The following is a 21,166-nucleotide window of genomic DNA, read 5'->3' on the forward strand; positions in this document are numbered from 1 at the left end:
TCAACTCACGCCGGGAAAATAGTCGTAGGAGAAAATGACCGCCGCAGCGACCTTATTTTGGAATTTCCTAGCCTACACCCGCTGAAAATCGAAGCGATGAATCCAGACCAAAGGAAAAGCCTGGAAAAGCAAAACCCCCATAAATATGGGGGTTTATGTTTTGTGTCAATCTATGTTTCTAGGTGTCACTCTTTATTGTTGTGTGTCAATCTTTATTGTTAAAAACCAAAATCAGCCCGGTTGTGGATAACTCACTCCACCGTCACCGACTTGGCCAGGTTGCGCGGCTGGTCGACGTCAGTGCCCTTGAGTACCGCGACGTAATACGACAGCAGTTGCAGCGGGATGGTGTAGAGGATCGGCGACAGGATGTCGTGGATATGCGGCATGTGGATAACATGCGTGCCCTCGCCGTTGGTCATGCCGGCCTGCTCGTCGGCAAAGACGATCAGCTCGCCGCCACGGGCGCGGACTTCCTGCAGGTTGGACTTGAGCTTTTCCAGCAGCTCGTTGTTCGGCGCCACGGTGACCACCGGCATGTCGTTATCCACAAGGGCCAGCGGACCGTGCTTGAGCTCGCCGGCCGGGTAGGCTTCGGCGTGGATGTAGGAGATTTCCTTGAGCTTGAGTGCTCCTTCCATCGCCACCGGGAATTGCGCGCCACGACCGAGGAACAGGGTGTGGTGCTTCTCGGCGAACAGCTCGGCGATTTTCTCCACCGTGCTGTCCATCGCCAGGGCTTCGCCCAGGCGGGTCGGCAAACGCCGCAGTTCTTCCACCAGGGTGGCTTCGACGCCTTCGCCCAGGGTGCCGCGGACCTGGCCCAGGGACAGGGTCAGCAACAGCAGGCCCACCAGCTGGGTGGTGAAGGCTTTGGTGGAGGCCACGCCGATCTCGCGACCGGCCTGGGTCAGCAGGGTCAGGTCGGATTCACGCACCAGCGAGCTGATGCCGACGTTGCAGATCGCCAGGCTGGCGAGGAAACCCAGCTCCTTGGCATTACGCAGGGCGGCCAGGGTGTCGGCAGTTTCGCCGGACTGGGAGATGGTCACGAACAGGGTGTCCGGCTGCACCACCACCTTGCGGTAGCGGAATTCGCTGGCCACTTCGACCTGGCACGGAATCCCGGCCAGCTCTTCCAGCCAGTAACGGGCAACCATGCCGGCGTGGTAGCTGGTACCGCAGGCGACGATCTGCACATTGCGCACTTTGGCGAACAGCTCGGCGGCCTGTGGACCGAAGGCCTGGACCAGCACCTGGTTCGGGCTCAGGCGGCCTTCGAGGGTGCGTTGCACCACGGCTGGCTGCTCGTGGATTTCCTTGAGCATGAAGTGGCGGAACTCGCCTTTCTCGGCGGCTTCGGCACCGTCACGGTATTGCACGGCTTCGCGCTCGACCAGTTTGCCGTCGACATCCCAGATCTGCACGCTGTCGCGGCGAATCTCGGCGATATCGCCCTCTTCCAGGTACATGAAGCGGTCGGTTACCTGGCGCAGGGCCAGTTGGTCGGAAGCCAGGAAGTTTTCACCCAGGCCCAGGCCGATCACCAGCGGGCTGCCGCTGCGGGCGGCGACCAGGCGGTCCGGCTGGTTGGCGCTGATCACAGCCAGGCCATAGGCGCCGTGCAGCTCCTTGACGGTGGCTTTCAGGGCCACGGTCAGGTCGCCCAGGTCCTTGATCTTGTGGTCCAGCAGGTGAGCGATGACTTCGGTGTCGGTGTCCGAAGTGAACACATAACCCAGGCCTTTGAGCTGCTCGCGCAGGGCTTCATGGTTCTCGATGATGCCGTTATGGACGACTGCCAGGTCACCGGAGAAATGCGGGTGGGCGTTGCGTTCGCACGGCGCGCCGTGAGTGGCCCAGCGGGTGTGGGCGATGCCCAGGCGACCGACCAGCGGCTCGCCGGCCAGGGCCTGCTCCAGCTCGCTGACCTTGCCCGGACGACGCATGCGCTCGAGCTTGCCATCGTTGGTCAGGACCGCCACCCCGGCGCTGTCGTAGCCGCGGTATTCGAGACGCTTGAGGCCTTCGAGCAGGATGGCCGTGATATTCCGCTCAGCGACGGCGCCAACAATTCCACACATGGTTTCTCTCCTAGATGACTGCCGCGCAAATCAGCGTGATGCCGCGGGCTTGAATCTGGTCGCGGGCCTCTGCAGGCAGGCGATCATCGGTAATAAGGGTATGGACGCTGCTCCAGGGCAGCTCCAGGTTGGGAATCTTGCGGCCGATCTTGTCGGCCTCGACCATCACCACGACTTCCCGCGCCACCTCGGCCATCACCCGGCTCAGGCCGAGCAATTCGTTGAAGGTGGTGGTCCCGCGCACCAGATCGATGCCATCGGCACCGATAAACAGCTGGTCGAAGTCGTAGGAACGCAATACCTGCTCGGCGACCTGCCCCTGGAACGACTCGGAATGGGGGTCCCAGGTGCCGCCGGTCATCAACAGCACCGGCTCGTGCTCCAGTTCGCTCAAGGCATTGGCCACATGCAACGAGTTGGTCATCACCACCAGGCCCGGCTGCTGGCCGAGTTCGGGGATCATGGCCGCGGTGGTACTGCCGCTGTCGATGATGATGCGTGCGTGTTCGCGAATCCGCGCCACCGCCGCGCGGGCGATGGCTTGTTTGTAGCGGGAGACCGGCTGGCCGATATCGCCAACCAGTTCCTGCGGCATGGTGATTGCGCCGCCGTAGCGCCGCAGCAACAGGCCGTTGCTCTCCAGGGCCGCCAGGTCCTTACGGATCGTAACTTCCGAAGTTTCGAAGCGTTTAGCCAACTCGTCCACACTCACTTCACCCTGTTCATTGAGCAAGGCGAGAATATTGTGGCGTCGTTGGGGGGTGTTGCGTTTCGACATGAGCACTTAAGTTTCGATTCGAAAGATAACGGAAGCAATCAAAACCTATTGCCGGAAATTCGTCAAGCGAGGGAAATGAAAAAAATGCTGTGGATAACAGCCTGAAGAAACTATCCACAGGGATGGCGCTTCGCGGGCTACAGGAAGATGGGTATCAATCCTGTAGCCGCGAGTTTGCTCACGATAGGCAGAACGAACAGCACCGACCTTGCATCGGACTGTGGATAACTCAGCTCTTCTTGATTTTCACCGGGCGTTTCCAGCCGTCGATGTTCTTCTGCCGGGCACGGGCCACAGCCAGCTGGGCTTTTTCCACAGTCTGGTTGATGGTGGAACCGGCCGCCGTAGTGGCGCCATCCTGGATATCCACAGGTGCCACCAACGAGTTGTTGGAACCGATGAATACGTCTTCGCCCAGCACCGTCCGATGCTTGTTGGCGCCATCGTAGTTGCAGGTGATGGTGCCGGCGCCGATATTGCTGCGCGCACCGATCTCGGCATCGCCCAGGTAGGCCAGGTGCCCGGCCTTGGCGCCCTCGCCCATGTGCGCGTTCTTCAACTCGACAAAGTTACCCACATGGGCACGGGCATCAAGGACGGTACCCGGACGCAGGCGGGCGAACGGGCCGGCATCGCTGCCCTCGCCCAGCACAGCGCCTTCGATATGACTGTTGGCCTTGATCACCACGCCCTTGCGCAGGGTGCTGTCCTTGATCACGCAGTTCGGGCCGATCACCACGTCGTCCTCGATGACCACGCGACCTTCGAGAATCACATTGATGTCGATCAGCACATCGCGGCCGACGCTGACTTCGCCACGCACGTCGAAACGCGCAGGATCGCGCAGGGTCACGCCCTGGGCCATCAGACGGCGGGCCGCCCGCAGCTGGTAATGACGCTCCAGCTCGGCCAGCTGCTTGCGATCGTTGGCGCCCTGCACTTCCATGGCGTCGTGGGGTTGCTCGGTGGCCACCGCCAGGCCGTCGCTGACCGCCATGGCGATCACGTCGGTCAGGTAATACTCGCCCTGGGCGTTGTTGTTCGACAGCCGGCTCATCCAGTCGCCGAGGCGATTGGCCGGTACCGCGAGAATGCCGGTGTTGCCTTCGGTGATCGCGCGCTGGGCTTCGTTGGTGTCCTTCTGCTCGACGATGGCGGCCACCTTGCCGGCAGCGTCACGCACGATGCGGCCGTAACCGGTCGGATCGGCCAGCTCGACAGTGAGCAGGCCCAGTTGCTCAGGACCTGCCTGCTTGAGCAGGCGTTGCAGGGTTTCCACCTCGATCAGCGGCACATCGCCATACAGGATCAGCACGGTGTCGGCGGTGATGAAAGGCACGGCCTGGGCCACGGCATGGCCGGTGCCGAGCTGCTTGTCCTGCAGCACGAAATTCAGGTCATCCGCCGCCAGGCGCTCGCGCACCGCATCGGCGCCATGACCGATGACGACATGGATGCGTTGTGGATCGAGTTGCCGGGCACTGTGGATAACATGTCCAAGCATGGAGTTGCCCGCCACCGGGTGCAGGACCTTGGGCAACGACGAACGCATGCGGGTGCCTTGACCGGCAGCGAGAATAACGATTTCGAGAGACATGACTGGCTACCAATCCTGGGTGGTCGGCGGCTGCGACCAAGAGGTGAATTACAAAAAAGAAAAAAGGGTAGCCGAGGCTACCCTTTTTAATCAATCACGCGGAAATCCCGCGGCTTAGCCGCCGAACTTCTTGCGGATCTGCTGGACGGTGCGCAGCTGGGCTGCGGCCTCGGCCAGACGTGCAGCAGCGGCACCGTAGTCGAACTCCGAGCCTTTTTCATGCAAGGCCTTCTCGGCAGCCTTGACGGCTTCCTGAGCGGAGGCTTCGTCCAGGTCGGCAGCACGCTGCACGGTGTCGGCAAGAACCTTGACCATGTTCGGCTGAACCTCGAGGAAACCACCGGAGATGTAGAACACCTCGGTTTCCCCGCCCTGTTTGATCAAGCGGATCGGACCTGGTTTCAGGTTAGTGATCAGCGGAGCGTGACCCAGGGCGATACCAAGATCCCCCAGCTCACCGTGTGCGATCACCATCTCGACCAGACCGGAGAAGATTTCTCCTTCCGCGCTGACGATATCGCAATGGACTGTCATAGCCATCTGCTTGCCTCAACCTAAATTAGCGCCCGTTGCCGGGCGCCGGGATTACAGTTTCTTGGCTTTCTCGATCGCTTCTTCGATGCCACCAACCATGTAGAACGCTTGTTCTGGCAGATGGTCGTAGTCACCGTTGAGGATGCCTTTGAAGCCAGCGATGGTGTCTTTCAGGGAAACGTATTTGCCTGGAGAACCAGTGAAGACTTCAGCCACGAAGAACGGCTGCGACAGGAAGCGCTGGATCTTACGAGCGCGGGATACCAGTTGCTTGTCGGCTTCGGACAGTTCGTCCATACCCAGGATCGCAATGATGTCCTTCAGCTCTTTGTAGCGCTGCAGCACGTACTGAACGCCGCGAGCGGTTTCGTAGTGCTCGTTGCCGATCACGTTCGGGTCCAGCTGACGGGAAGTCGAGTCCAGTGGGTCTACCGCTGGGTAGATACCCAGGGAAGCGATGTCACGGGACAGTACGACGGTGGCGTCCAAGTGGGCGAAGGTGGTCGCTGGCGACGGGTCGGTCAAGTCGTCCGCAGGTACGTATACCGCTTGGATCGAGGTGATCGAGCCTTGCTTGGTCGAAGTGATACGCTCTTGCAGAACGCCCATCTCTTCAGCCAGGGTCGGCTGGTAACCTACTGCCGAAGGCATACGGCCCAGCAGTGCGGATACTTCGGTACCGGCCAGGGTGTAACGATAGATGTTGTCGACGAACAGCAGAACGTCGTTACCTTCGTCACGGAACTTCTCGGCCATGGTCAGGCCGGTCAGAGCTACGCGCAGACGGTTTCCCGGCGGCTCGTTCATCTGGCCGTATACCAGTGCCACTTTGTCCAGAACGTTGGAATCCTTCATCTCGTGGTAGAAGTCGTTACCCTCACGAGTACGCTCACCCACACCGGCGAACACGGAATAACCGCTGTGCTCGATGGCGATGTTACGGATCAGTTCCATCATGTTTACGGTTTTGCCCACACCGGCACCACCGAACAGACCGACTTTACCGCCCTTGGCGAACGGGCAAACCAGGTCGATAACCTTGATGCCGGTTTCCAGGAGGTCGTTGCCGCCAGCTTGTTCAGCGAAGGTCGGCGCAGGACGGTGAATGCCCCAACGCTCTTCTTCGCCGATCGGGCCAGCTTCGTCGATCGGGTTGCCCAGTACGTCCATGATCCGGCCCAGGGTCGCTTTACCGACCGGTACGGAGATGGCTGCGCCAGTGTTGTTGACGTCCAGACCGCGCTTCAAGCCCTCGGTGGAGCCCATCGCAATGGTACGTACCACGCCGTCGCCCAGCTGCTGCTGAACTTCCAGAGTGGTTTCGGCGCCTTGAACCTTCAAGGCGTCGTAGATGCTCGGTACGCTGTCGCGTGGAAATTCCACGTCGATAACGGCGCCGATGATTTGAACGATACGTCCGCTACTCATAGCTGGATCCTCTGAATATTTGAACCGTTAAACCGCGGCAGCGCCGCCGACGATTTCCGAGATCTCTTGGGTGATCGCAGCCTGACGCGCCTTGTTGTAGATCAGCTGCAAATCGCTGATCAAATCACCGGCGTTGTCGGTAGCGTTCTTCATCGCGATCATCCGCGCAGCTTGTTCAGCCGCGTTGTTCTCGACCACCGCCTGGTAGACCTGCGACTCCACGTAGCGAACCATCAAGCCGTCAAGCAGCTCTTTGGCGTCCGGTTCGTAGAGATAGTCCCAGTGGTGCTTGAGTTCTTGATCCGGGGTTGCCACCAGCGGAATCAACTGCTCCACCGTAGGCTGTTGCGTCATGGTGTTGATGAACTTGTTGGACACCACGGACAGGCGGTCAATCCGGCCGTCCAGGTAGGCATCCAGCATCACCTTGACGCTGCCGATCAGGTCATTGATCGACGGCTCTTCACCCAGGTGGCTGATTGCAGCGACGACGTTACCGCCGAAGTTACGGAAGAAAGCCGCACCTTTGCTGCCAACCACGCACAGATCGATCTCGACGCCATTTTCGCGGTTTACCGCCATGTCCTTGACCAAAGCCTTGAACAGGTTGGTATTCAAACCACCGCACAGACCACGGTCACTGCTCACCACGATATAACCGACGCGCTTGATTGCACGGTCGATCATGAATGGGTGGCGATATTCCGGGTTGGCGTTGGCCAGATGACCAATAACCTGGCGGATGCGCTCCGCGTAAGGACGGCTAGCAGCCATGCGCATTTGTGCCTTGCGCATTTTGCTGACCGCCACTTTTTCCATGGCGCTGGTAATCTTTTGCGTGCTTTTGATGCTCGCAATCTTACTGCGAATCTCTTTTGCGCCTGCCATGTAACACCTATCAGGTTAGCAAGCGGGAGCCTCGCGGCCCCCGCTGCGGCTTACCAGGTTTGGGTGGCCTTGAACTTCTCGATACCGGCTTTCAGGCCAGCGTCGATTTCGTCATTGAAGTCACCCTTCACGTTGATCTTCGCCATCAAATCGGCGTGATCGCGGTTGAAGTAAGCAATCAGCGCTTGTTCGAAGCTACCGATCTTGGCGATTTCGACGTCAGTCAGGAACCCACGTTCAGCGGCATACAGCGACAGCGACATGTCAGCGATGGACATAGGCGCGTATTGCTTCTGCTTCATCAGCTCGGTAACGCGCTGACCGTGTTCAAGTTGCTTACGGGTCGCTTCGTCCAGGTCAGAAGCGAACTGGGCGAATGCCGCCAGTTCACGGTACTGAGCCAGAGCGGTACGGATACCACCGGACAGCTTCTTGATGATCTTGGTCTGAGCGGCACCACCTACACGGGATACCGAAACACCGGCGTTCACTGCCGGACGGATGCCGGAGTTGAACATGGCCGATTCCAGGAAGATCTGACCGTCGGTGATGGAAATCACGTTGGTCGGAACGAACGCGGAAACGTCGCCAGCCTGGGTTTCGATGATCGGCAGTGCGGTCAGGGAACCGGTCTTGCCAGTTACCGCGCCGTTGGTGAACTTCTCTACGTACTCTTCCGAAACGCGGGATGCGCGCTCCAGCAGACGGGAGTGGAGATAGAACACGTCGCCTGGGTAAGCTTCACGGCCTGGTGGACGGCGCAGCAGCAGGGAAATCTGGCGGTAAGCCACTGCTTGCTTGGACAGATCGTCATAAACGATCAGCGCGTCTTCACCGCGGTCGCGGAAGTATTCGCCCATGGTGCAACCGGAGTACGGTGCCAGGAATTGCAGGGCAGCGGATTCGGAAGCACTGGCAGCCACGATGATGGTGTTGGCCAGAGCGCCGTTTTCTTCCAGCTTGCGAACAACGTTGGCGATGGTCGATTGCTTCTGACCTACTGCTACGTATACGCAGAAGATGCCGCTGTCTTTCTGGTTGATGATCGCGTCGATCGCCAGAGCGGTCTTACCGATCTGACGGTCACCGATGATCAGCTCACGCTGGCCACGGCCGACCGGGATCATGGCATCGACAGCCTTGTAGCCAGTCTGTACAGGCTGGTCTACCGACTTACGCCAGATCACGCCTGGAGCAACTTTCTCGACCGCGTCGGTCTCGGTGTTGTTCAGCGGACCTTTGCCGTCAACTGGGTTACCCAGTGCGTCGACTACGCGACCCAGCAGTTCCTTACCAACCGGAACTTCGAGGATGCGGCCGGTGCACTTGGCGCTCATGCCTTCAGCCAGAGTCGTGTATGCGCCCAGTACAACGGCACCTACGGAGTCTTGCTCGAGGTTGAGTGCCATACCGTAGACACCGCCCGGAAACTCGATCATCTCGCCGTACATGACGTCGGCCAGACCGTGAATCCGCACGATACCGTCAGAAACGCTGACGACAGTGCCTTCGTTACGGGCTTGAGAGGTCACATCGAGCTTTTCGATGCGGCCCTTGATAATTTCACTTATTTCGGAAGGATTGAGTTGCTGCATTGCTCTGCTGCCCCTTCAAACTCAAGATTTCAATGCTTCGGCAAGTTTCGCGATTTTGCCGCGAATCGAGCCATCGATAACCAGGTCGCCGGCGCGGATGACGACACCACCAATCAGGGCAGCGTCCTCCGCAACTTGCAGGCGCACTTCCCGGTCGAGTCGTGCACTGAGAACCTTGGCGAGTTTGTCTTGCTGTTCTTGGTTCAACGCAAAAGCACTGGTGACTTCCACATCTACCGACTTCTCTTGCTCGGCCTTGTACAGGTCGAACAGAGCGGCGATCTCCGGCAGAAGCAGGAGACGGTCGTTTTCGGCAACGACGTGGATGAAATTCTGTGCCTTGGCATCGAACTTGTCGCCGCACACGTCGATAAACGTGGCGGCCTTGTCTGCGCTCGTCAGTCGCGGGGCCTTGAGCACGCGCCGCATGGTGTCGTCTTGCGACACCGCTGCAGCCAGGCCGAGCATGGCTGACCAAGAGGCCAGCTGCTGGTGGGCCTGAGCGTGCTCGAAGGCCGCCTTAGCGTAAGGTCGGGCCAACGTGGTCAGTTCTGCCATGATCGCCCTCGCTTAAATTTCAGCAGCCAGTTTGTTAACCAGCTCCGCGTGCGCGTTTTGATCGATTGTGGCGCCCAGGATCTTCTCGGCGCCGCCAACGGCCAGCACACCCAGTTGGGCACGCAGCGCGTCTTTGACACTGTTCAGTTCCTGCTCGATCTCGGCCTGAGCCTGAACCTTCACACGGTCAGCGTCGATACGGGCTTTTTCAACAGCCTCTTCGACGATCTGGTTACCGCGTTTCTTGGCTTGCTCAATGATTTCGGCTGCCTGAGCTTTTGCTTCGCGCAGTTGCTGACCCGCTTTCTCTTGGGCCAGTTCCAGGTCGCGAGCTGCTCGGCTGGCAGCGTCCAGTCCATCCGCGATCTTCTTCTGACGTTCGTGCAAAGCCGCGATGACCGGAGGCCACACGAACTTCATGCAAAACAGTACAAAAATGAAGAACGCAACGGACTGGCCAATCAGGGTTGCATTAATGTTCACGCCAACACCTCGCTCGTTCGTTGTCCATCACACCAATCAACTCGAAAATTCGAGTGATTAGCCAGCGAGTTGACCAACGAAGGGGTTCGCGAAGGTGAAGAACAGAGCGATACCAACGCCGATCATGGTTACGGCGTCGAGCAGGCCGGCAACGATGAACATTTTAACTTGCAGCATTGGAACCATCTCTGGCTGACGCGCAGCGCCTTCCAGGAACTTGCCGCCCAACAGGCCGAAACCAATTGCGGTACCCAGTGCGCCCAGGCCGATCAACAGTGCAACAGCGATAGCGGTTAGACCAACTACAGTTTCCATCTTTCCTCCCGACTTTTACGTCGTATGGTTTAGGTTTTTTAGATTAAAGCGGTAAAACAAATCGTTTCATCGTGCCCTAGACGGGCCCCCTCCCGTTTGACCGGGAGGGACATCAGACTGATCGAGACCGGTCTTAATGGTTCTCTTCGTGCGCCATCGACAGGTAGACGATGGTCAGCATCATGAAGATAAACGCTTGCAGGGTGATGATCAGGATGTGGAACACAGCCCACGCCCATTGCAGCACCACGCCCAGGCCGCTGAGCCAGAGCAGGCCGCTGCCGAACATCACGGCGATCAGGATGAACACCAGTTCGCCAGCGTACATGTTGCCGAACAGACGCAGTGCCAGGGAGATTGGCTTGGCGATCAGCGTCACGAATTCAAGCAGGAAGTTCACCGGAATCAGCAGCGCCTGAACGAAGATGTTCTTGCTGCCGAACGGGTGCAGGGTCAGTTCGCCGATGAAACCGCCGATACCCTTGATCTTGATGCTGTAGAAAATGATCAGTGCGAATACCGAGAAGGCCATGGCCAGCGTGGCGTTCGGGTCGGTAGTCGACACGGCACGGAAAGGAATGTGCGCATCGCCGGAGATCAGGATGGCCAGCTGAGGAATCCAGTCGACCGGGATCAAGTCGATGGCGTTCATCAGGAACACCCAGACGAAGATGGTCAGTGCCAGCGGTGCAATCACTGGGCTACGGCCATGGAAGCTGTCTTTCACGCTGCCATCGACGAACTGGACCAATACTTCAACGAAGTTCTGCAAAGCACCTGGCTGACCGGAAGTTGCCTTCTTGGCCGCCATGCGGAAAAGAAGAACGAAGATCAGACCCAACGCCACAGACCAGCCGAGGGTATCGACGTGGAATGCCCAGAAGCCCATTTCTTTGGCTTCTGCTGCGGTGTGGGCAAAGCCCCAGCCGCCATTAGGTAGCTGACCGAAGGTCAGGTTCTGCAAGTGGTGCTGGATATAGCCCGAAGCGGTTGTTTCTGCCATGGTTGCCTCAAACGCCCTAAGGTCTCGAAAGTCTTGTTCTCATAAGCAGGGGAGCGAACCAGCTGACCAGTTGGGTCAGCACGAAGACGCCGAATACAGCTAGCGGCGCCAATGGCTTCACACCTGCGAACGTCAATGCAAAGAGCACTGCCGTCAAAATCAGTTTGCCCGCCTCGCCGGCATAAAAAGACCGGACGATGGCTTGAGCTGCTCGGGCGCCGGAAAACCGAAATGCCCTGTGAGCGAAATACACATTGGGTAGCAAGGCTATCAGCCCCCCGCAAAGGCCTGAGTATCCGGCTACGACTCCATGCCATTGCCAGAGCGCCAAGGCGGCCAGCATTAAAACGACCAATTGAGCCAATAAAACCGGGAAAACCGCCAAGCGATGGAACGGCAAGCGGTTTGGCGTGCGGGTTTCCATCACTCTTGCTCCTCATGGGTCGGCTGCCATAATTCAATAACTTGGCATAATTTGTGCCGACAAAATGCGCGCAGAGTATAGGGGCGGTTCAGCCCCTATTCAACTGCCGGGTAGTGATTTCCGACTGCACGCTACATGAGGAAATGTTTCAGCGGATGTGTGCAAGGACGCCTTGAAGCTCATCGAGGGAGTTGTACCCGATGACCAACTGACCTTTCCCTTTCTTTCCGTGACGAATCTGCACCGCAGAGCCCAGGCGCTCGGCCAGGCGCTGCTCCAGGCGCGCGATATCCGGGTCGGGTTTGACGGGTTCGGCAGGCTGTTGTTTGCCACTGAGCCACTGGCGAACCAGGGCTTCGGTCTGGCGTACGGTGAGGCCGCGTGCGACAACGTGTCGCGCCCCTTCAACCTGTTGATTTTCCGGCAAACCCAGCAAGGCACGGGCATGACCCATTTCCAGGTCGCCGTGGGACAGCATGGTCTTGATCACTTCAGGCAAAGCGATCAGGCGCAGCAGGTTGGCTACGGTCACGCGGGACTTACCCACAGCCTCGGCAACCTGCTGCTGAGTCAGCTGGAATTCCTGCTGCAGGCGCTGCAGGGCAACCGCTTCCTCGATGGGATTGAGATCTTCGCGCTGGATATTCTCGATCAGCGCCATGGCGATGGCGGTTTCGTCCGGCACATCGCGGACCATCGCCGGGATGGTTTCCTGACCCGCCTGCTGGCTGGCGCGCCAGCGGCGCTCGCCGGCGATGATTTCAAAACGGCCGGAACCGATCGGACGCACCACGATCGGTTGCATCACGCCCTGGCTCTTGATCGAGCTCGCCAGTTCTTCCAGTGCCTGGGGGTCCATGTCCCGGCGCGGCTGATACTTGCCGCGCTGGATCAGGTCCAGCGGCAGATGCTGCAACTCGCGCACATCGGCTTGCACCGCTTGTTCTTCCAGTGCGCTGACAGTCGGACCACTCAACAGTGCATCCAGTCCACGTCCGAGACCTCGTTTCTTGACGGCCATGGGGATTCCTTAAGTTGGCTGGGCAGCGGCTGCGCGTGAATTTTTCCGTTGCCGACGAACCATCTCGCCAGCGAGGGCCAGATAGGCGATGGCACCGCGGGACTGTTTGTCGTAGGCCAACGCCGGCATGCCATAACTGGGGGCTTCCGCCAGACGGATGTTGCGCGGGATCACCGTGTCGTACAGCTGATCGCCGAAGTGTTCCTTGAGCTGCGCGGACACATCGTTCATCAGGCTCAGCCGCGGGTCGTACATGGTCCGCAGCAGGCCTTCGACCTTGAGGTTCGGATTGAGCAATTCGGAGATGCGCTTGATGTTATCCACAAGGTCGCTCAGCCCTTCAAGCGCAAAGTACTCGCACTGCATGGGGATAATTACCCCATCGGCGGCAACCAAGGCGTTGAGCGTGAGCATCGACAGCGACGGCGGGCAGTCGATCAGAATGTAATCGTAGTTTTCCCGGATTGGCGCCAGGGCGCTGCGCAGACGGCTTTCCTTCATCTGCATTTCCAGCAGAACGACTTCCGCAGCGGTCAGGTCGCGGTTCGCCGGCAGCAGTTGATAACCGCCGTGCTCGGAGTAGTGCATGGCCTGGGCCAGATCGCATTCGCCGATCAGCAGGTCGTAGACCGAATTTTCCAGGCCGTGTTTATCCACACCGCTACCCATGGTGGCGTTGCCCTGTGGATCGAGATCGATCAACAGCACCCGGCGCTTGGTAGCAACCAGCGATGCTGCGAGGTTGATGCAGGTGGTGGTCTTGCCCACGCCACCTTTCTGGTTCGCTATCGCGAATACCTTAGCCATTCTTGCTTGTGTTCCCAATCATGCCGTGCGGCGCAGTATCAGCAGATGGCGTTGGCCTTGGCAACCGGGTACGGCCAGGGCGTGTTCGCTATCGAGGTGGAAGTCTGCCGGCAATGCTACCAGCTCATCGGCGGGATGAACGCCCTTCATTGCCAGCCAACGTGTATCGCGGTCGCCGAGGTGGCGAGTCCAGTTGGTGAAATTCTCCATGCTGCTGAACGCCCGGGAAATGATCCCGTTGAACGGCTGCTGCGGTTGGAAAGCTTCGACACGACTGTGGATAACATTCAGGTTATCCAGCTTCAGTTCCAGTTTGACCTGGGTCAGGAAGCGGGTTTTCTTGCCATTACTGTCCAGACAGGTCACTTGCGAATCCGGAAACAGGATAGCCAATGGAATACCCGGCATCCCTCCGCCGCTGCCAACATCCAGCCAGCGACCGTTTTCGATGAACGACATCACGCTCAGGCTATCGAGCAGATGACGCGAGACCATTTCATCCGGATCGCGCACGGCGGTCAGGTTGTAAGCCTTGTTCCATTTGATCAACAGGGCCAGATAACCCAGCAGTAATTCGTGCTGGGTTTCTGTCAGGTTGACACCGAGTTGGCGAGCACCTGTGGATAACTCTTCTGCATGTTGCGAGGTGACCTGCGAACTCAAGCGCTTTGCTCCAACTGACGGCCCGCGCCGCGTTTTTTCAAGTGAATCATCAACAGGGAAATCGCTGCCGGTGTAACGCCCGGGATCCGCGAAGCCTGGCCCAGGGTTTCAGGACGCGTGGCGCCGAGCTTGCTCTGGATCTCTTTCGAGAGGCCGGAGATGGTGCTGTAGTCGATATCCACAGGCAGCTTGGTGTCCTCGCTGGCCCGCAGACGAGCGATTTCGTCCTGCTGGCGATCGATGTAGCCGGCGTACTTGGTCTTGATCTCGACCTGTTCGGCAACCTGTGGATCTTCTGCACCCTGCCCGGTCACTTCGACCAGACCAGCGTAGTCGATTTCCGGCCTGCTCAGCAGATTCAGCAAGTTGTACTCATGGGTCAGCGGCGTGCCGAACTTTTCGGCGATCGCATCGCCTTGTTCGGTACCCGGGCGAACCCAGGTGCTTTTCAGGCGTTGCTCTTCCAGGGCAATACCTTCGCGTTTTTTGCAGAACGCGGCCCAACGGACATCGTCCACCAGACCCAGTTCCCGACCTTTTTCGGTCAGGCGCAGATCGGCGTTGTCTTCGCGCAGGATCAGGCGGTATTCGGCACGGGATGTGAACATCCGATACGGTTCCTGGGTTCCCAGGGTAATCAGGTCGTCGACCAGCACACCGATGTAGGCCTCGTCGCGACGTGGGCACCAACTGTCTTTGCCCTGCGCGCACAGTGCGGCGTTGGCGCCAGCGAGCAACCCCTGGGCGCCAGCTTCTTCGTAGCCGGTGGTGCCGTTGATCTGGCCGGCAAAGAACAGACCGCCGATCACTTTGGTTTCCAGGCTGTACTTCAGGTCACGCGGATCGAAGTAGTCGTACTCGATGGCGTAACCAGGACGCACGATGTGGGCGTTTTCCATGCCGCGGATCGATTGCACGATCTGCAACTGCACATCGAACGGCAAGGATGTGGATATCCCGTTCGGGTACAGCTCGTGGGTGGTCAGGCCTTCCGGCTCGATGAAGACCTGATGGCTCTCCTTGTCGGCAAAGCGATGGATCTTGTCTTCGATCGACGGGCAGTAGCGCGGGCCGATTCCCTCGATCACCCCGGAATACATCGGCGAACGATCAAGGTTGGAAGCAATGATCTCGTGGGTACGGGCATTGGTATGGGTGATCCAGCAACTGACCTGCCGCGGATGCTGCTCTTTCGAGCCCAGGAACGACATCACCGGAATCGGCGTATCGCCTGGTTGTTCGGTCATCACCGAGAAATCCACGGAACGACCATCGATACGCGGCGGCGTGCCGGTTTTCAGGCGACCGACACGTAGCGGCAATTCACGCAGGCGCTGGGCCAAGGCGATCGAGGGCGGATCGCCGGCGCGACCGCCGGAATAATTCTGCATCCCGATGTGGATAAGTCCACCGAGGAAGGTACCGGTGGTCAACACCACGGATTCGGCGAAGAAACGCAGGCCCATCTGGGTCACTACGCCGCGAACCTGGTCCTGTTCGACGATCAGGTCATCCGCCGCCTGTTGAAATATCCACAGGTTCGGCTGGTTTTCCAGGATTTCGCGGACAGCGGCCTTGTACAGGATGCGGTCGGCCTGGGCACGAGTAGCACGCACGGCCGGGCCTTTGCGGCTGTTCAACACCCGAAACTGAATACCACCTTTATCGGTAGCCATGGCCATCGCACCGCCGAGGGCATCGATTTCTTTGACCAGATGACTTTTACCGATCCCGCCAATCGCGGGATTGCAGCTCATCGCTCCGAGGGTTTCCACGTTGTGCGTCAGCAACAGGGTTTTTGCCCCCATGCGTGCTGATGCAAGTGCTGCCTCGGTACCGGCATGACCGCCGCCGATGACGATCACTTCAAAACGGGAAGGGAAATCCACCACGCACCTCGTGCCTGCTTATATGGGTAAAAAAGGATGGGTTCTTGGGATAACGGACAAGTATAGGGTCTTCGCCCTTCCTAAAGAACCCTTTGCACAAAATTTAACCAGCTGTGGATGACTAACGGACAATAGAAATTAAAAAGAGAGAAATTTATTAAATCTTTGTTTTTATGTTTATTCTTAGGCACCGACCTATCTGTGGATAGATTCATGCAGCCCTTTGTTTTCAATGTGTACAGAGATTCAAAAGTCTGTGGTTAGGTGGCAACGAGGCCGTTGGATAACCGGTGTAAGCCTGTGGATTAAAGTGATGCTTATCCACAGAGCAGGTTTTCCTCAGTTTTGAGGCCTTGTTATCAACTGAGCCTAAGGGCAGTTATTCACAGGGCTTAATCCACAGAAAAGGGCCCAGCCGACCAAATGGCGCCCACGAAAAATTCGCCGAAGCGCTCGATGGCATCCGGCAAACTCGGAAATGATGGGAGTACGAGGGGTTGCAGGAGCAGGTTCGCCCGTGATGCCGGGCAGAACATCGCCACTGAGCATCACGAGCAAGTGAGCCGTCGAACGGCTGCTCCTTGGGGGATGGGGTTATTTACCGATACAGAAGCTGGAGAAGATCCGGCCCAGCAGGTCGTCCGAGCTGAAAGCGCCGGTAATTTTCCCCAGGGATTGCTGGGCCTGACGCAGGTCTTCAGCCAGCAGTTCGCCGGCGCCGGCCAGGGTCAGTTGTGAACGCCCGTGTTCAAGCGCCTCACTGGCGTGGTGCAGGGCTTCCAGGTGACGCCTGCGCGCACTGAAGCTGCTTTCGGACGTCTGCTCGTAACCCATGCAAGCCTTGAGGTGCTCACGCAATAACTCCAGCCCCTTGCCTCCCGCCTTGGCGCTCAGGCTGATAGTCACGTGGCCATCGTCGCTGACTTCCAGGGCAATCGCTTCGTTGGTCAGGTCGGCCTTGTTGCGGATCAGGGTGACTTTCGCCGGATCCGGCCGCTGTTCCAGGAACTCTGGCCACAAGGCAAAGGGGTCCAGCGCTTCCGGCGCCGTGGCATCGACCACCAGCAATACGCGGTCGGCCTCGCCGATGGCCTTGAGGGCACGTTCAACACCGATCTTTTCCACCTGGTCTTCGGTATCGCGCAGTCCCGCGGTATCCACAACGTGCAGCGGCATGCCGTCGATGTGGATATGTTCACGCAGCACATCCCGGGTAGTGCCGGCGATCTCGGTGACGATGGCCGCTTCGCGTCCGGCCAGGGCATTGAGCAGGCTGGACTTGCCGGCATTCGGCCGACCAGCGATGACCACGGTCATACCGTCACGCAACAAGGCGCCCTGCCCGGCTTCGCGGACCACGGTGGATAACTCGTCGCGCACGGTGTCGAGCATCTGCAGCACATGGCCATCGGCCAGGAAGTCGATTTCTTCCTCGGGAAAATCGATAGCCGCCTCGACGTAGATGCGCAGCGCAATCAATTGCTCGGTCAGGTTATGCACACGCTTGGAGAATGCCCCCTGCAAAGAGCGCAAGGCATTACGCGCGGCCTGTGCGGAACTGGCCTCGATCAGGTCGGCGATGGCTTCAGCCTGGGCCAGGTCGAGCTTGTCGTTGAGGAAGGCGCGTTCGCTGAATTCCCCCGGCCGGGCCAGGCGACATCCCAGCTGCAGGCAGCGCTGCAGCAACATATCCAGGACGATCGGGCCGCCGTGGCCCTGAAGTTCCAGCACGTCTTCGCCGGTAAAGGAGTTCGGCCCCGGGAAATACAGGGCGATCCCCTCGTCCAGGACCTCGTCCCGATCGCTGAAAAACGGCCCGTAATGGGCGTAACGCGGTTTCAGCTCGCGGCCGCTGATGGCCTTGGCGGCAACGCTGGCCAGCGGTCCGGAAATACGCACGATGCCCACACCACCACGCCCCTGGGCGGTGGCGACGGCTGCGATGGTTTCACGAGGGACATTCATAACCCGCTCCAGGCATAAAGAGGCAGACAAAAGTGACAGATAGCAAAACGCCCCACTAGGGGGCGTTTTGAGTGGTTATCCACAGAGTAGGTCAGGCCGCTGCTTTCTTGGTAGCGGCTTCGATCTTACGTGTGATGTACCACTGTTGTGCGATCGACAGGCAGTTGTTCACAACCCAGTACAGCACCAGACCGGCCGGGAACCACAGGAAGAAGAAGGTGAAGATGATTGGCATCATTTTCATCACCTTGGCCTGCATCGGATCCGGAGGAGTCGGGTTCAGCTGCTGCTGGATGAACATGGTGGCGCCCATGATGATCGGCAGGATGAAGAACGGATCCTTGATCGACAGGTCGGTAATCCACAGCATGAATGGCGCCTGGCGCATTTCCACGCTTTCCAGGAGTACCCAGTACAAGGACAGGAACACCGGCATCTGCACGAGGATTGGCAAGCAACCACCCAGCGGATTGATCTTCTCTTTCTTGTACAGCTCCATCATGGCTTGCGACATTTTCTGCCGGTCGTCGCCATGTTGCTCTTTCAGAGCCGCCAGTTTCGGCGCCACTGCACGCATGCGCGCCATGGATTTGTAGCTGGCTGCCGACAGTGGGAAGAAGATCCCCTTGATCAACATGGTCAGGAAGATGATCGACCAGCCCCAGTTACCCACAATGCTGTGGATATGTTGCAGCAGCCAGAAGATTGGCTGGGCAATGAACCACAGAATGCCGTAGTCGACAGTCAGTTCCAGGCCTGGGGACAACTCTTTCAGAACGGCCTGGCTTTTCGGACCGGCGTACAGAGTGGCGGTGGTTTCAGCCTTGGCACCTGGTGCAACGGTCAGCGCCGGGCCAGTGAAACCGATGATGTAGTTGCCTTGGTTATCCTTGCGGGTCTGCACCACGTTGCTTTCGTTCTTCGCCGGGATCCAGGCGGTCACGAAGTAGTGTTGCAGCCAGGCAACCCAGCCACCTTGCACGGTTTCTTTCAGCGAGCCCTTGTCGATATCTTTCATCGACACTTTTTTGTACGGCTCGGAACTTGTCCACAGGGCGGCGCCCAAGTAAGTCGCGGTGCCGGTGGCGGTGCTGGAAGACGGATCGGAGCTGGCGTCGCGTTTGAGCTGGGCAAACAGGTTGCCAGTCCAGGCCTTGTCGCTGGTGTTGTCGATCAGATAGGTGACTTTCAGATCGTACAGACCGCGGGTAAAGGTGAAACGCTTGATGTAGTTGACGCCGGCGTCGCTGAATTTCAGGTCGACATTCAGCTGGTTCTGGCCGTCAGCCAGTTGATAAGTCTTTTTCTCGGCCGAGTAGACCGGGCGTCCTGCAGGACGAGCATCCGGACCGTTGACACCGGTCAGTCCACTTTGCGCCAGATAAGTACGTTCGCCACCGTTATCGAACAGCTGGAACGGAATTTCCGGATGGTCCTGGCGACGTGGATACAGCGGCAGCTTCAGCTGGGCGATATCACCACCTTGAGGATCGATAGCCAGGTCGAGCACATCCGTTTTTACCTGGATGAGGTCTTTGCTTGCCGCTACCGGAGTTTCGGTAGGGGTGCTGGTATCGGCATTCGCGCTGGGTACATCGGCACTGGCGGAAGCATTGTTACCAACAGGCGTATCCGGTAGAGCCGGGGTGGCGGTGTTGGCAGCAACATTCTGAGTCGGCAGGGCAGCCTGGCCATAATCCTGGTTCCACTTAAGAACCATGACGTAGGACACGATTGCCAGGGCGACGATCAGGATCGTGCGTTTAATATCCATGATTACTCGGCCATCGAAGAAGAACGGGAGGTAGGGATAGGTGGAACCGGGTCATAACCACCGGGATTCCACGGATGACAGCGACCTAAACGACGAAAGGTCAGCCAGCCACCGCGCAGAAGGCCATGATTTTCGATGGCTTCATACGCGTAGCAGGAACAGCTGGGGTAGAAACGACAGTGACTGGCCATCAAAGGACTAATGGCATAGCGGTAAAACTGGATCGGAACGAGTGCCAGTTTACGCATTGGTACTGTCTACCCCTACAGTTTCGGTTTTGACTGCTGGTGCCGGCTTGTTACGGGCCAGACGCTTCCAGAGCTTGTCGAAATGCTGAATCAATTCGGGGTTTTCTACATCGCCCAAACCTTTGCGCGCGACGATAACGATGTCCCAGCCGACCAGAGCATCCTGGTTCAGGCGAAACGATTCGCGCATCAGACGTTTGAGGCGATTGCGCTCAACGGAGAGCTTGACGCTCTTTTTTCCGATAACCAGCCCCAGACGGGGATGATCCAGATCGTTGTTGCGCGCAAGGAGCAGGAGATTTTTCCCCGGAACCTTGCCGGTAGGGGAGTCAAAGACTGCCTTGAAATGCCGGGGAGTAAGCAGACGCTTTTCCCGACTGAAGTCCTGACTCACCTCCAGTGCCGGAGTATCAAACTGCCAGACGCGCACGACCTTTGGCGCGACGACGCGACAGGACGGCACGACCGTTCTTGGTAGCCATGCGAGCACGGAAACCGTGGGTACGAGCGCGTTTGATAGTGCTTGGTTGGAAAGTACGTTTCATTGTCGTGTTACCTGGTTCGTCCACAAGGGGCCGGAATGGCCCCCGTTTTAAGAGATCGGCGATTCTAGAGAAAGCAAGCCTCTAGGTCAATTTCCAACCAGCTTTTCCTTTATCTGGGTATGTCCGCCTCTGAGGCTGAAGAACCGGGTCAGCCAGATATAAAAATAAAGAAGGGAATTATTTAAAGCTTTTCTGTAAAGCTTATAAAGGCTAGGGACGTTCCTGTCTGTGGATAACTATATTGAGCCCTTATAGGACCTGCTGTACAGAGAATGACAACACTGTCGAGAAACGGTGCTCTGCCTGTGCTGCGCTATCGGAAAAGCTGTGTGTGGAAAGCTGAGTTATCCACAGGCGGGTTATCCACCGATTTTCGCCCCCAGTTGTGCAATGCCCTTAGGCGTGGTTATCCACAGAGCTTATGCACATACCATTGGTCGTGTTTTTTCGGGATAAAGCGTTGATTCATAGTGGCCTGCGATCAACCTACATGTGGATAAGTGTGCGTCTGGTCGTTACAATGGCGGCTTGTTTTTGCCTCACCGGCTTTCAACTTAGGGGATATCC

21 protein-coding genes are annotated in these 21,166 nt (G+C 58.2%); all 21 read right to left on the reverse strand.

Annotated features, from left to right (window positions below; genetic code table 11):
* Window positions 1–251: 251 nt before the first annotated feature.
* The 21 genes from glmS to rpmH all read right to left on the reverse strand — a co-directional run bounded on the left by glmS (window position 252) and on the right by rpmH (window position 20,599).
* Window positions 252–2,084, reverse strand: a complete 1,833-nt coding sequence (glmS, locus tag H0I86_RS31820) for a glutamine--fructose-6-phosphate transaminase (isomerizing) (RefSeq protein ID WP_081363135.1) — start codon at window positions 2,082–2,084, stop codon at window positions 252–254.
* A gap of 10 nt (window positions 2,085–2,094) precedes the next feature.
* Complete coding sequence (locus H0I86_RS31825) at window positions 2,095–2,862, reverse strand: DeoR/GlpR family DNA-binding transcription regulator (protein WP_007924514.1); 768 nt, start codon at window positions 2,860–2,862, stop codon at window positions 2,095–2,097.
* 229 nt (window positions 2,863–3,091) lie between these two features.
* Entirely contained in the window at window positions 3,092–4,459 is a 1,368-nt protein-coding gene (glmU, locus tag H0I86_RS31830; protein WP_009051695.1) for a bifunctional UDP-N-acetylglucosamine diphosphorylase/glucosamine-1-phosphate N-acetyltransferase GlmU, read from the reverse strand.
* Window positions 4,460–4,573: 114 nt separating this feature from the next.
* Window positions 4,574–4,999 (reverse strand): F0F1 ATP synthase subunit epsilon, encoded by a 426-nt coding sequence (locus H0I86_RS31835; RefSeq protein ID WP_009051696.1) that lies wholly within the window; start codon window positions 4,997–4,999, stop codon window positions 4,574–4,576.
* A 45-nt stretch (window positions 5,000–5,044) separates the two neighbouring features.
* The gene (gene atpD / locus H0I86_RS31840) at window positions 5,045–6,421 is read right to left on the reverse strand and encodes a F0F1 ATP synthase subunit beta (RefSeq protein ID WP_009041461.1); all 1,377 of its coding nucleotides are present in this window, start codon (window positions 6,419–6,421) and stop codon (window positions 5,045–5,047) included.
* 27 nt (window positions 6,422–6,448) lie between these two features.
* Window positions 6,449–7,309, reverse strand: a complete 861-nt coding sequence (gene atpG, locus H0I86_RS31845; protein WP_007924507.1) for a F0F1 ATP synthase subunit gamma — start codon at window positions 7,307–7,309, stop codon at window positions 6,449–6,451.
* Between the two features lie 50 nt (window positions 7,310–7,359).
* Window positions 7,360–8,904 (reverse strand): F0F1 ATP synthase subunit alpha, encoded by a 1,545-nt coding sequence (gene atpA, locus H0I86_RS31850; RefSeq protein WP_009051698.1) that lies wholly within the window; start codon window positions 8,902–8,904, stop codon window positions 7,360–7,362.
* Between the two features lie 21 nt (window positions 8,905–8,925).
* A complete protein-coding gene (locus H0I86_RS31855; RefSeq protein ID WP_007924505.1) occupies window positions 8,926–9,462 on the reverse strand; it encodes a F0F1 ATP synthase subunit delta in 537 nt (178 codons plus the stop codon).
* Between the two features lie 12 nt (window positions 9,463–9,474).
* Window positions 9,475–9,945 carry a F0F1 ATP synthase subunit B gene (locus H0I86_RS31860; protein WP_023967697.1) on the reverse strand — a complete coding sequence of 157 codons (471 nt, stop codon included), beginning with the start codon at window positions 9,943–9,945 and terminating at the stop codon, window positions 9,475–9,477.
* A 57-nt stretch (window positions 9,946–10,002) separates the two neighbouring features.
* Entirely contained in the window at window positions 10,003–10,260 is a 258-nt protein-coding gene (gene atpE / locus H0I86_RS31865; RefSeq protein ID WP_002555987.1) for a F0F1 ATP synthase subunit C, read from the reverse strand.
* Between the two features lie 133 nt (window positions 10,261–10,393).
* Entirely contained in the window at window positions 10,394–11,263 is an 870-nt protein-coding gene (gene atpB / locus H0I86_RS31870) for a F0F1 ATP synthase subunit A (protein WP_007924498.1), read from the reverse strand.
* A 16-nt stretch (window positions 11,264–11,279) separates the two neighbouring features.
* A complete protein-coding gene (locus H0I86_RS31875; protein WP_180923404.1) occupies window positions 11,280–11,687 on the reverse strand; it encodes a F0F1 ATP synthase subunit I in 408 nt (135 codons plus the stop codon).
* Between the two features lie 148 nt (window positions 11,688–11,835).
* Window positions 11,836–12,708: a ParB/RepB/Spo0J family partition protein gene (locus tag H0I86_RS31880; protein WP_009051699.1), complete on the reverse strand. Its 873-nt coding sequence runs from the start codon at window positions 12,706–12,708 to the stop codon at window positions 11,836–11,838.
* Window positions 12,709–12,717: 9 nt separating this feature from the next.
* On the reverse strand, window positions 12,718–13,515 hold the full coding sequence (locus H0I86_RS31885; RefSeq protein WP_009051700.1) for a ParA family protein: 798 nt from the start codon (window positions 13,513–13,515) through the stop codon (window positions 12,718–12,720).
* An 18-nt stretch (window positions 13,516–13,533) separates the two neighbouring features.
* Entirely contained in the window at window positions 13,534–14,178 is a 645-nt protein-coding gene (gene rsmG, locus H0I86_RS31890; RefSeq protein ID WP_180923405.1) for a 16S rRNA (guanine(527)-N(7))-methyltransferase RsmG, read from the reverse strand.
* The gene (gene mnmG, locus H0I86_RS31895) at window positions 14,175–16,067 is read right to left on the reverse strand and encodes a tRNA uridine-5-carboxymethylaminomethyl(34) synthesis enzyme MnmG (protein ID WP_180923406.1); all 1,893 of its coding nucleotides are present in this window, start codon (window positions 16,065–16,067) and stop codon (window positions 14,175–14,177) included. Before mnmG ends, rsmG begins: the two co-directional genes overlap by 4 nt.
* A gap of 594 nt (window positions 16,068–16,661) precedes the next feature.
* Window positions 16,662–18,032, reverse strand: a complete 1,371-nt coding sequence (mnmE, locus tag H0I86_RS31900) for a tRNA uridine-5-carboxymethylaminomethyl(34) synthesis GTPase MnmE (protein ID WP_180923407.1) — start codon at window positions 18,030–18,032, stop codon at window positions 16,662–16,664.
* Between the two features lie 91 nt (window positions 18,033–18,123).
* Window positions 18,124–19,806 carry a membrane protein insertase YidC gene (gene yidC, locus H0I86_RS31905; RefSeq protein WP_180923408.1) on the reverse strand — a complete coding sequence of 561 codons (1,683 nt, stop codon included), beginning with the start codon at window positions 19,804–19,806 and terminating at the stop codon, window positions 18,124–18,126.
* Between the two features lie 2 nt (window positions 19,807–19,808).
* Complete coding sequence (gene yidD, locus H0I86_RS31910) at window positions 19,809–20,054, reverse strand: membrane protein insertion efficiency factor YidD (protein WP_010465488.1); 246 nt, start codon at window positions 20,052–20,054, stop codon at window positions 19,809–19,811.
* The gene (gene rnpA, locus H0I86_RS31915) at window positions 20,047–20,448 is read right to left on the reverse strand and encodes a ribonuclease P protein component (protein WP_016703950.1); all 402 of its coding nucleotides are present in this window, start codon (window positions 20,446–20,448) and stop codon (window positions 20,047–20,049) included. Before rnpA ends, yidD begins: the two co-directional genes overlap by 8 nt.
* Before the next feature lie 16 nt (window positions 20,449–20,464).
* Window positions 20,465–20,599, reverse strand: coding sequence for a 50S ribosomal protein L34 (rpmH, locus tag H0I86_RS31920; protein WP_003213577.1), 135 nt, complete (start codon window positions 20,597–20,599; stop codon window positions 20,465–20,467).
* Between the last annotated feature and the right edge of the window lie 567 nt (window positions 20,600–21,166).

It is taken from the genome of Pseudomonas chlororaphis subsp. aurantiaca (assembly GCF_013466605.1).
Lineage (GTDB): Bacteria > Pseudomonadota > Gammaproteobacteria > Pseudomonadales > Pseudomonadaceae > Aquipseudomonas > Aquipseudomonas chlororaphis_I.